The organism is Streptomyces broussonetiae, from assembly GCF_009796285.1.
Lineage (GTDB): Bacteria > Actinomycetota > Actinomycetes > Streptomycetales > Streptomycetaceae > Streptomyces > Streptomyces broussonetiae.
On record NZ_CP047020.1, the window covers coordinates 2361877 to 2373647 of the forward strand.

The 11771-nt window shown below is 69.6% G+C and carries 7 protein-coding genes; 2 read left to right on the top strand and 5 right to left on the bottom strand.

Translation table 11 applies throughout. The annotated features are described in order from the left end of the window. Positions 1-11: 11 nt before the first annotated feature. The gene (locus tag GQF42_RS10925) at positions 12-1520 is read right to left on the bottom strand and encodes a site-2 protease family protein (protein ID WP_407699488.1); all 1509 of its coding nucleotides are present in this window, start codon (positions 1518-1520) and stop codon (positions 12-14) included. Between the two features lie 478 nt (positions 1521-1998). Here GQF42_RS10925 and GQF42_RS10930 point away from each other — a divergent pair, with 478 nt between their 5' ends. Next, entirely contained in the window at positions 1999-2889 is an 891-nt protein-coding gene (locus tag GQF42_RS10930; protein WP_158919433.1) for a RecB family exonuclease, read from the top strand. A 14-nt stretch (positions 2890-2903) separates the two neighbouring features. Next, the gene (locus GQF42_RS10935; RefSeq protein WP_158919434.1) at positions 2904-3575 is read left to right on the top strand and encodes a response regulator; all 672 of its coding nucleotides are present in this window, start codon (positions 2904-2906) and stop codon (positions 3573-3575) included. A 61-nt stretch (positions 3576-3636) separates the two neighbouring features. On the opposite strand, the gene GQF42_RS10940 is transcribed toward GQF42_RS10935, so the two are convergent. From GQF42_RS10940 to metH, 4 genes are all read right to left on the bottom strand, one after another. Next, positions 3637-5217: an ABC transporter substrate-binding protein gene (locus GQF42_RS10940; protein WP_158919435.1), complete on the bottom strand. Its 1581-nt coding sequence runs from the start codon at positions 5215-5217 to the stop codon at positions 3637-3639. Positions 5218-5309: 92 nt separating this feature from the next. Beyond that, a complete protein-coding gene (locus GQF42_RS10945) occupies positions 5310-6914 on the bottom strand; it encodes an ABC transporter substrate-binding protein (RefSeq protein ID WP_158919436.1) in 1605 nt (534 codons plus the stop codon). Positions 6915-7369: 455 nt separating this feature from the next. Beyond that, positions 7370-8071 carry an HAD family hydrolase gene (locus tag GQF42_RS10950; RefSeq protein ID WP_158919437.1) on the bottom strand — a complete coding sequence of 234 codons (702 nt, stop codon included), beginning with the start codon at positions 8069-8071 and terminating at the stop codon, positions 7370-7372. A gap of 151 nt (positions 8072-8222) precedes the next feature. Continuing rightward, positions 8223-11738 (bottom strand): methionine synthase, encoded by a 3516-nt coding sequence (gene metH, locus GQF42_RS10955; RefSeq protein ID WP_158919438.1) that lies wholly within the window; start codon positions 11736-11738, stop codon positions 8223-8225. Between the last annotated feature and the right edge of the window lie 33 nt (positions 11739-11771).

Below are 11771 nucleotides of genomic sequence, written 5' to 3' on the forward strand. Positions count from 1 at the left end.
GCCGCCGACCACTAGGCGGACGGGCGGGCCATCGCCTTCACGAAGGCGCGCTCGACGTCGGCGGCGGACAGCACGCCGTAGATCTCGCCGGTCTCCTCGACGACCAGGTACTCGGTGGCCGGGGTGGCCCGCAGGACGTCCAGCAGGTCCTCGCCGGCCAGCTCGGCGGAGACGCGCATGCCGTCGGTGAGTTCCTGGGCGAGGCCGCTGACCGCGACCCAGGGGCGGCGGTGTTCGGGTACGCCGACGATGGCGGCCTCGCGGACGAGGGAGAGGGGGTTTCCATGGGCGTCCACCACGACCAGGGCGCGGGCGCCGGCGGCGTTGGCGCGGCGCAGGGCCTCGGAGAGCGGGGTGTCGGTCTGGACCGGTACGGCGCGGCGGGTGAGCGTGCGGGCGCGCAGCTCGGGGAGGTGTTCCCGCAGCCGGGCCATGCGCAGGCTGTTGCCCGCGCCGGTCCAGATGATCGCGGCGAGGATGGCGGCGAGCAGGGCGTCGGTGACGGTGTCCATGCCGCCCGTGTCCGCGCCGTCGCCGCCGAGGGCGCCGGACTGGTTGAGCAGGGGCAGGCCGATCAGGACCGCTACGGCGAGGGCTCGGCCGACCCAGGCGGCGGCGACGGTGCCGCTCATCGGCCTGCCGGTGATCTTCCAGACGACGGCGCGGAGCATGCGGCCGCCGTCGAGGGGCAGGCCGGGCAGGAGGTTGAAGGCCGCCACGATCAGGTTCGAGATCATCAGCCCGGCGAGCAGGACACCTGGGACGGAGCGGGGCTCGAACGGCTTCATGGCGAGGTAGAAGACCGCCGCGAGGACGAGCGAGAGCAGCGGCCCGACGAAGGCCAGGACGAACTCCCGGCCCGGGGTCTCGGCCTCCTTCTCGATCTCGGAGACACCGCCGAAGAACTGCAGCTGGATACGGCGGACCGGGAGCTTGAAGCGGATCGCGGCGACCGTGTGGGCCAGCTCGTGGACCAGGACGGATGCGTAGAAGGCGACGGCGAAGAACAGCGAGACCAGGTAGCGGGCGAAACCCAGCTCGGGCAGCACGCGGTCGAGCTGCCCGCCGAAGACCCAGGTGATCAACGCGGCGACGAGGAACCAGCTGGGCGCCACGTACACCGGCACCCCGAAGGGCCGGCCCATGAGGATGCCCCCGCCGGGCTCCTTGGGCCGCGGCTGGGGCGGCTCGCCCTTGGCGATGCCGGAGTGGGCGAGAGAGCGGTGGTCGGAGTGGGCCGCCTCGCGGGGCCGGTCGGTACGGTCCGCGTCACGGGACGAGGCGACCGGGGCACCGTGGGTGGTCGTGCCGTGGGCGGGGGTGACGTCGGGGTGGCCGGAGGCACCGGAGGCAGAGCCGGTGTCGGGGTGGCCGGAAGTACCGGAGGCAGAGCCGGTGTCGGGGTGGCCGGAAGTACCGGTCGCGACGCCGGTGGTGGTGGCGGAGCTGTCGGCACCACCGAACCCGGCATCCTCGCCCCTGACAGCCCCGGCGCCCTCGTCCCGGGACTCCGCGGTCACCGCCGCGTCTTCGTCCCGGGCAGCTTCGGTGTCCTCCTGCCGGGGCTCCGTGTCTCCCGCCGCACCTTCGTTCCGGGTCGGGTCGTGCGCGGCATCCTCGTGCCCTGTGTTCGCGGCCCCAGGGTCGCTGTCCGGGGTCCGGGGCGGGGCCGGGGTGTCGGGACCGGGCGTCGGGGCGTGGTGCGGGGCTGGCCCGGGGTGGTCGGCGGGGCCGGTCGCCGGGGCCGTAGGACCTGCGGGGTGCTCGGTCGGCTCGTCATTGCCGGACCGCGGCTGCCCGCTCCCGCCGCTCACGTCCACGGTGTCCCCTCGTTCGAAGCGTCTTCCGCGCCTGCCGGGCGGAAGGGTCTGAGGTCGATGGTATGCGGCGGTGGTGGCGCGTTTCGCCCCGGCACCCCTTGTGTTTGCCGCGCGGTCGCGCGGTCTGCGCGGCCGGCGGGTGGGTCACTGTCAGTGGTGGGCCGTAAGGTCTGTGGGCATGGACAGCAGCTTCGAGGACGCGGCGGCCGAGCGGCCCGCCACGGCGCCCACCTCCCTGTCGCCCTCCCGGGCCGGTGACTTCATGCAGTGCCCGCTGCTGTACCGGTTCCGGGTGATCGACCGGCTGCCCGAGAAGCCGAGCGAGGCGGCGACGAGAGGCACGCTGGTGCACGCCGTGCTGGAGCGGCTGTTCGACGCACCCGCCGTGGAGCGGACCGCGCCACGCGCCAAGGCGCTGATCCCGGGCCAGTGGGACCGGCTGCGGGAGAGCAGGCCGGAGGTGACCGAGCTGTTCGCCGACGACCCGGAGGGCGAGCGGCTGGCACAGTGGCTCGACGAGGCCGAGCACCTGGTGGAGCGCTGGTTCACGCTGGAGGATCCGACGCGCCTGGAGCCCGCCGAGCGGGAGTTGTTCGTCGAGGCCGAGCTGGAGTCGGGGCTGCGGCTGCGCGGCATCATCGACCGGGTCGACGTGGCCCCCACGGGTGAGGTGCGGATCGTCGACTACAAGACGGGCAAGGCGCCCCGGCCGGAGTACGCCGAGGGCGCGCTGTTCCAGATGAAGTTCTACGCCCTCGTGGTCTGGCGGCTGAAGCAGGTCGTACCGCGGCGGCTCCAGCTCGTCTATCTCGGCAGCGGAGACGTGCTGACGTACGACCCCGTCCTCGCCGACCTGGAGCGGGTGGAGCGCAAGCTGCACGCGTTGTGGGACGCCATCCGGCAGGCCACGGAGACCGGCGAGTGGCGCCCCCGCCGGACCAAGCTGTGCGGCTGGTGCGACCACCAGGCGCACTGCCCGGAGTTCGGCGGCACTCCCCCGCCCTATCCGCTGCCGGTGAGGGCGGCCGAGTCGGGGACCGGGTCGCAGGGCAGAATGGGGCCGGACTAGCGAAGGAGTGTCACGTGGCCATCCGCGTCCTACTGGTCGACGACCAGCCCCTGCTGCGTACGGGTTTCCGGATGATCCTGGAGGCCGAGCAGGACATCGCGGTCGTGGGCGAGGCCGGTGACGGCCTGCAGGCCCTCGATCAGGTACGGGCCCTGCAGCCGGACGTCGTGCTGATGGACATCCGCATGCCGCGGATGGACGGGGTGGAGGCGACCCGGCAGATCACCGGGCCCGACCGGTCCGGCCCGGCGAAGGTACTCGTGCTGACCACGTTCGACCTCGACGAGTACGTGGTGGAGGCGCTGCGCGCCGGCGCCAGTGGCTTCCTGCTGAAGGACGCGCCCGCCAACGAGCTGGTGCAGGCGATCCGTGTGGTCGCGGGCGGCGAGGCGATGCTGGCACCGAGCATCACACGCCGGCTGCTGGACAAGTACGCCACGCATCTGCCCTCCGGTGAGGAGCCGGTGCCGGACACCCTGCACACCCTCACCGACCGCGAGGTGGAGGTGCTGAAGCTGGTGGCGCGCGGGCTGTCCAACGCGGAGATCGCCGCCGATCTGTTCGTCAGCGAGACGACGGTGAAGACCCATGTGGGGCATGTGCTCACCAAGCTGGGGCTCAGGGACCGGGTGCAGGCAGCGGTGTACGCGTACGAGAGCGGGCTGGTGCGCCCCGGCGCGCAGTAGACCCGGCGACAGCACAGGGCGCTGCCTCCCTGAAGGAGGCGGCGCCCTGTGCGTCCGTAGCTCAGCTCTTGCTCAGTTCCCAGAACCGGAACACCGTGGAGGCGTCCAGGCAGTACTCCAGGCCGTAGACGCCGTCGCGGGCGACCGCGTACTGCTTGGCCTGCCACACGGGCAGGACGGGAAGTTCGGCGGCGACGATGTCCTGCAGCTTGCCGAAGTCCTTGTCGGTGGCGCCGCGGTCGCTCTGCGCGGCCGTGTCGGGGATGAGCGAGCCGGTGATGGTCGGGTTGCTGTAGTTGTTGTCCAGCACGTTGCCCTTGCCGAAGAACGGCGCCGTGAAGTTGTCGGCGTCCGGGTAGTCCGGCACCCAGCCCTTGACGTAGACGCCGTACTTGCCGGCGGCGATGTCCTTCTCGTACTGGTCGAAGGCGACCGACTTGACGTCGGCGTCGAACAGGCCGCTGGCGTTGAGCTGTCCGGCGATGGCCTTCAGCTCCTCGTCGGTGGCGGGGCCGTAACGCGACGGCGTGGACCACAGGGTGAGCTTCACCTTGCCGCTGACGCCGTCGGCGTGCAGCGCGGCGGCGGCCTTGGCCTGGGACGGGCGGGCGCCGTAGGTGTCGAAGAAGGCCGTGTTGTGGCCGACGATGCCCGCCGGAATGATCGAGTACAGCGGGGTCGCGGTGCCCTGGTAGACGTTCTTGATCAGGGCGTCGCGGTCGAGGAGGTAGGCCATGGCCTTGCGGACGCCGAGCTTTCCGGCGACCGGGTCCTTCATGTTGAAGACCAGGTGCTGGACCTCGGCGCTGCTGCCCTCGACGACGGCCACGCCGTTGCTGTCGCCCTGCTGGTCGAGACCGGCGATGTCGGACGCGGACAGGCCTCGGTAGGCGAGGTCGATCTTGCCGTCGAGGAGGGCCTTCTTCAGGGCGGCGCGGTCGCCGTGGAAGAACTTGAGCGTGACGCCGGAGTTCTTGACCTTGGCGGTGCCCGTGTAGTTGCCGTTGACCGAGAAGACGGCCTTGTCCTTGTCGAAGGAGTCCAGCTTGTACGGGCCGGAGCCGACGGCCTTGCCGTCCTTGCGCAGGCCGTTCGCGTCGTACTGGCTGTGGTCCACGATGGAGCCGGCGCCGGAGGCGAGCTTGCTGGGGAACGTGGCGTCGGGAACCTTCAGACGGAAGACCACGGTCCTGGCGTTCGGTGTGTCGACCGAGCCGAGCATCGGGAACATGATCGCGGGCCCCGAAGCGTCGTTGATCCTGAGCATGCGGTCGAAGGAGAACTTGACGTCCTCGGAGGTGAGAGCGTCACCGTTGCTGAACTTCAGGCCGTCCTTGAGGTCGCACTGGTAGACCATGGCGCGGCTGTCGGTGAACGTGCACTGCTTGGCCAGTTCGGGCTGGGGCTCGGTGCCTCCCTTGGGGAAGCTGAGCAGCGACTGGAAGACGTTGTCGAACAACAGCCAGGAGCCGGGGTCGTAGCCGGACGCCGGGTCCGTGGCGAGGACGTCGTCCGACATCCCCATCACCACGGGCGAGCCGGTACCTCCGGAATCACCGGTCCCCGAACCGCAGCCGGTCAACAGGCCGGAGGCCAGCCCCGCCACGATGGGCAGGACCGGCCACTGGTTGCGCATGTTCACTGCATGTGCCTTCGTCGTCGGTTCCGTCACCCGGGGCCAGCGTCCTGGCCCCGGGCCCGGGGCGCCGTCCTGGCCCCGGATGAGGAGAGCCGTCAGCCGCTCACACCACGGCCGAGCTCCCACAGCTGAAGTGTCGAGGAGGAGTTGAGGGCGTATGCCGTGCCCGTGATGTCGCCCCGTGCGGCCACGTACTGCTTGCCCTGCCACAGCGGCAGGATCGGGACGTCCTCGGCGACCTGGTCCTGGATCTCGGTCAGGCTCTTGGAGGCGGCGAGCCGGTCCGCCTCGCGGCGGGACTCCGGGATCAGCGTGCGCTGGATCGTGGTGTTGGAGTACGGCGAGCCGAGGAAGTTGTCCTTGTCCAGGAAGGGCGCGAGGAAGTTGTCGGCGTCCGGGAAGTCGGGGAACCAGCCCATGCCGTAGACGTCGTACCGGCCCTTCTGCTCGGCGGGCCGGAACTCGGTCCAGGGGTGGCCCTGGACGGAGACGTCGAACAGGCCACTGTTGTTGAGCTGCTTCTGCAGGTCCTCGAACTCCTGCTTCGTGGCCGCGCCGTAGTGGTCGGTGGTGTAGTGCAGGGTCATCTTGACCGGGGTGGTGATACCGGCCTTGGTGAGCAGGTCCTTGGCCTTGGCGGCGCTGGGGTTGCCGTACTTGTTGAAGAACGAGTTGGAGTGGCCGGTGATGGTGGCCGGGACGAGCGAGTACAGCGGCTCGGCCTGGGTGCCGTAGACCTTGTTGACCAGTTCGCCGCGGTCGATGAGCTGGGCCATGGCCTGGCGCACGGCCTTGGACTTCACGCTGGGCGCATTGGTGTTGAAGGCCAGGTAGCGGATCTCGAGGCCCGGCATGTCGACGAGGTCGACCTTGCTGTCGCTGCCGGCGTCCAGCTTCTGGATCTGCGCGGGCGTCATGGTGCGGGTCATGACGTCGATGTCGCCCTTGTCGATCGCCGCGCCCATGGCGTCGGCGGAGTCGAAGGAGCGGATCACGACCTTGCTGTTGTTCACCGTCACGCTGCCCTTGTAGGAAGGGTTCTTGGTGAAGGTGGCGCTGACGATCGAGTTGTTCTTGACGTCGGCCTGGAAGGTGTAGGGGCCGGAGCCGTCCACCGAGAAGCCGTCGCGCAGCTTGCCCTTCTCGTAGTCCTTGGGCTCGACGATGCCCGCGACCGGGGTGGACAGCTTGTACGGGAAGGTGGCGTCGGCCGTCTTGAGGTGGAAGACGACCTCACGGTCGCCCTGCGTCTCGACCGTGTCGATGGTGTTGAGCAGCGAGGAGACACCGCTGTCCGACTTGATGCGCAGGACGCGCTCGATGGAGTACTTGACGTCCTCGGCGGTCACCGGGTCACCGTTCGCGAACTTCAGGCCGTCCCGCAGCTTGCAGGCGTAGCGCTCGCTGCCGCTGTCGGTGAAACCGCAGCTCTCGGCGGCGTCCGGAACGGGGTCGCCCTCGCCCTTGGGCTGGGCCATCAGCGTCTGCTGGGTCTGGCGCAGGATGTTCCAGGTGCCGACGTCGTAGGCATAGGCCGGGTCGAGGGGTGCCGGGGCGTCCTTGGTGGCCGTGAACTGGTCCGTGGTGCCGACAACGATGGCGTCACCGCTCTTGCCCCCGCTGCCGGATCCGCCGCACGCGGCCAGAACCGGCGTGAGCAGGCCGACGACCGCCGGCAGCACCAAAGTCTTGCGGTTCATGCGGGAGTTTCTCCAGAGCAGTTCGGTCCGTGTATCCGACATGCAGGGGTGATGCGGCGGAACACGGGTGATACGGCGATGTTCTCGCGATGAGATTAGTCCGCGCTCGCAGCCGGGCTCACGGCCGCGGGAGTTGACCCGTCATCACGCAGTGGAACCGGCTGCGGACACACCGAAAAACCGACAGCGACAGGATTAGTGCAGCCTCCCCCCAATCGGGACACAAGGATCCGCCGATCCCCGCCGAACCGGGCCAGCCAGCACACTCGAGCCGTAATGTCGAGACCTCCAGGGGTGGGGAACGTCACATCCCCAACTGTGCGGGCAGTCAGCAGAATTCAGCCGCGCGGCTTGGCGCGAATTCCACTCGCGTGGACTTCCCCGGAAATTTGTCCAGTGCGGTCAATGGACTTTGCGGGCCGGCGAACGGCGGACTTTATACGCTGGGTGAACGGCTAGCGCATTTCCGTCATCAGGCCGCGCAGAAATGCCAGGTCGACCTCTTCCAGGGAGGTCACGACGGTGCGCCCCTCGGCGGGCGCGATGGGCGCGACGGAGGGTACGGCGACCACCCGGCAGCCCGCGGCCTCTGCGGCGGCGACCCCGGTCGAGGTGTCCTCGACGACGGCGCAGCGGGCCGGTGCCGCACCCAGCCCCGCCGCGGCGAGCAGATAGGGGTCCGGGAAGGGCTTGGTGCGTGAGACCTCGTCGCCCGCGACGGACAGGGCGAAGTGGTGCGGGCCGAGCACGGTCAGCACACGGTCGATGATGCGCCGGTGGGAGGCCGAGACCAGCGCCGTGGGAACGGCCTGCTCGTGCAGCTCGGCGAGCAGGCGGGCGGCGCCCGGCATCAGCGGCAGGGTGCGGCCGATGCGGTCCTCGAAGCCCTCGTTGAGCAGGACGGTCAGCTCGGCGAGAGTGATGTCGGCGCCGGTGGCCTCGATGAGGAAGCCGGCACTGCGGGTCATCGGGCCGCCGACCACGACATGGCGCCAGGAATCGTCCAGGGGGTGGCCGAGGGCGGCGAAGACCTCGACCTCGACGTCCCACCAGAACCCCTCGGTGTCCACGAGGGTGCCATCCATGTCGAGGAGCACCGCCTGCAACGTCGAGCCTTCGGCCGTACGGGTTCCGAGCGCGGGGACCGTGCTGGTCATCCACGCACCTCCTTGCGGGACGAGCAGGCCGGTTCCCGCGCGGGAACCGGCCTGCAATGGGCCGACAAGTGTACGTCTCCGGTGCGCGGAGCGCCTCGTTTACCACTCGAGGCCGGGGGACCCCTGGAAACTCCTGCGCAGGCCGGAGGGCTCAGCGGGCGTTGAAGTACTTCGCCTCCGGGTGGTGGATCACGATGGCGTCGGTGGACTGCTCGGGGTGCAGCTGGAACTCCTCGGACAGCTGCACGCCGATCCGCTCGGGCCGCAGCAGCTCGGCGATCTTGGCGCGGTCCTCCAGGTTGGGGCAGGCGCCGTAGCCGAGGGAGAAACGGGCGCCACGGTACTTCAGGGCGAACATGTCCTCCATGTCGGCCGGGTCCTCCCCCGCGAAGCCGAGTTCGCTGCGGACGCGGGCGTGCCAGTACTCGGCGAGTGCCTCCGCCAGCTGCACGGACAGGCCGTGCAGTTCGAGGTAGTCACGGTAGGAGTTGGCCTCGAACAGCCTGGCCGTCTCCTCGCCGATGCGGGAGCCGACGGTGACGACCTGCAGGCCGACCACGTCGGTCTCGCCGGACTCCTCCGGGCGGAAGAAGTCGGCCAGGCACAGCCGCCGGCCGCGGCGCTGGCGCGGGAAGGTGAACCGGGTGCGCTCGTTGCCCTGCTCGTCCAGGATGATCAGGTCGTCGTCCTTGGAGACACAGGGGAAGTAGCCGTGGACGACGGCCGCTTCCAGCAGGTTCTCCGTCTGCAGCCGGTCCAGCAGCCCCCGCAGCCGCGGCCGGCCCTCGCTCTCGACCAGTTCCTCGTACGACGGCCCCTCGCCGGTGCGGGCCTGCTTGAGCCCCCACTGGCCCTTGAACAGGGCGCCCTCGTCCAGCCAGCTCGCGTACTCCCTGAGCTGGATGCCCTTCACCACCCGGGTGCCCCAGAACGGCGGAGCGGGCACCGGGTTGTCGACGGCGACGTCGGAGCGGACATGGCCCTCCTCGGGCCGCTCCTCGACCTCGACGGCGGCGCTCTGCCGCACCCGGCGCTGCTTGAGTTCGGGCAGCTTCGCTCCGGGCACCCCGCGCTTGACGCCGATGAGGGCGTCCATCAGGCGCAGGCCCTCGAAGGCGTCACGGGCGTAGCGGACCTCGCCCTCGTACAGTTCGTGCAGGTCCTGCTCGACATAGGCGCGGGTCAGGGCGGCACCGCCCAGGATGACCGGGAACCGGGCCGCAAGCCCGCGCTGGTTCAGCTCCTCCAGGTTCTCCTTCATGATCACCGTGGACTTGACCAGCAGGCCGGACATGCCGATCACATCGGCGTCGTGCTCGTCGGCAGCCTCCAGGATCGCCGAGACGGGCTGCTTGATACCGAGGTTGACGACGTTGTAGCCGTTGTTGGACAGGATGATGTCGACGAGGTTCTTACCGATGTCGTGCACGTCACCGCGCACGGTCGCCAGCACGATCGTGCCCTTGCCCTCGGTGTCCGACTTCTCCATGTGCGGCTCGAGGTGCGCGACGGCCGCCTTCATCACCTCGGCGGACTGCAGGACGAACGGCAGCTGCATCTGACCGGAGCCGAACAGCTCACCGACCACCTTCATACCGTCCAGCAACGTCTCGTTGACGATGTCGAGGGCCGGACGCTCCCGCAGGGCCTCGTCCAGATCCTGCTCGAGCCCGTTGCGCTCCCCGTCGACGATCCGCCGCTTGAGCCGCTCCTCCAACGGCAGCGCCGCCAGCTCCTCGGCCCTGCCCGCCTTCAGCGACTTCGCCGTGGCCCCCTCGAACAGCTGCATGAGCTTCTGCAGCGGGTCATAGCCCTCACGCCGCCGGTCATGGACCAGGTCCAGGGCGGTCTGTACCTCCTCCTCGCTGAACCGGGCGATCGGCAGGATCTTCGACGCGTGCACGATCGCCGAGTCCAGACCCGCCTTGACGCACTCGTCGAGAAAGACCGAGTTCAGCAGGATCCGCGCGGCCGGGTTGAGACCGAAGGAGATGTTCGACAGCCCCAACGTGGTCTGCACGTCCGGGTGACGGCGCTTGAGCTCCCGGATCGCCTCGATGGTCGCGACACCGTCCCCACGCGACTCCTCCTGACCCGTGCAGATCGTGAAGGTCAGCGTGTCGATGAGAATGTCCGACTCGCGGATGCCCCAGTTCCCCGTCAGATCGGCGATCAACCGCTCCGCGATCTCCACCTTCTTCTGCGGCGTACGGGCCTGGCCCTCCTCGTCGATCGTCAGCGCGATCAACGCCGCACCATGCTCCTGCGCCAGCCTCGTGACCCGCGCGAAACGAGACTCCGGGCCGTCACCGTCCTCGTAGTTCACCGAGTTGATCACCGCACGGCCGCCCAGCTTCTCCAGCCCGGCCCGGATCACCTCGACCTCGGTGGAGTCCAGCACCACCGGCAACGTGGACGCGGTCGCAAAACGGCCCGCCAGCTCCTCCATGTCGGCCACACCGTCACGCCCGACATAGTCCACACACAGATCCAGCATGTGCGCGCCCTCACGGATCTGCTCCCGCGCCAGCTCCACACAGTCGTCCCAGCGGCCCTCCAGCATGGCCTCACGGAACTTCTTCGACCCATTGGCGTTCGTCCGCTCACCGATCGCCAGATACGAGGTGTCCTGCCGGAACGGCACCGACTGGTAAAGGGAAGCAGCCCCCGGCTCCGGACGCGGCTCCCGCACCGGCGGAACGACACCACGCACCCGCTCGACCACCTGACGCAGATGCTCCGGCGTCGTACCACAGCAGCCACCCACGAGCGAGAGGCCGTAGTCCCGGACGAAGTTCTCCTGGGCCTCGGCCAGCCCCTCGGGGCCGAGCGGGAAGTGCGCGCCGTCCTTGGTCAGGACGGGCAGGCCGGCGTTCGGCATGCACAGCAGCGGGATACGCGAGTGCCGGGCAAGATGACGCAGGTGTTCACTCATCTCGGCCGGGCCGGTGGAGCAGTTCAGGCCGATCATGTCGATGCCCAGCGGCTCCAGGGCGGTCAGCGCCGCACCGATCTCCGAGCCCAGCAGCATGGTGCCGGTGGTCTCGAAGGCCATGGACACCAGCAGCGGCACCTCGATGCCGAGGCGCTCCATGGCGCGCCGGGCGCCGAGGACGGAGGCCTTGGTCTGGAGGAGGTCCTGGGTGGTCTCCACGATCAGGGCGTCGGCACCGCCCGTCAGCAGCCCCTCCGCGTTGGCCTGGAAGCCGTCCCGGAGGGTGGTGTAGTCGATGTGCCCGAGGGTGGGCAGCTTGGTGCCGGGGCCGATGGAACCGAGGACCCAGCGCCGGCGGCCGTCCCCGGCGGAGAACTCGTCGGCGGTCTCGCGAGCGATGCGGGCGCCGGCCTCGGACAGCTCGTACACCCGATCGGCGATGTCGTACTCCGCCATCGCCGCGTGGTTGGCCCCGAAGGTGTTCGTCTCGACGCAGTCGACCCCGACCGCGAAGTACGCCTCGTGCACCGAACGCACGATGTCGGGACGGGTCAGATTGAGGATCTCGTTGCAGCCCTCGAGCTGCTGGAAGTCCTCCAGGGTCGGGTCCTGGGCCTGGAGCATGGTGCCCATGGCTCCGTCGGCGACCACCACACGGCTGGCGAGCGCCTCTCGGAGCGCGGACACACGGGTCCGGCTGTCGGCGGAAGGGGACGGTGGCAACGAGGCCATGAAGGGGCTCCCTAGATGCGACGGCTGTCGGCT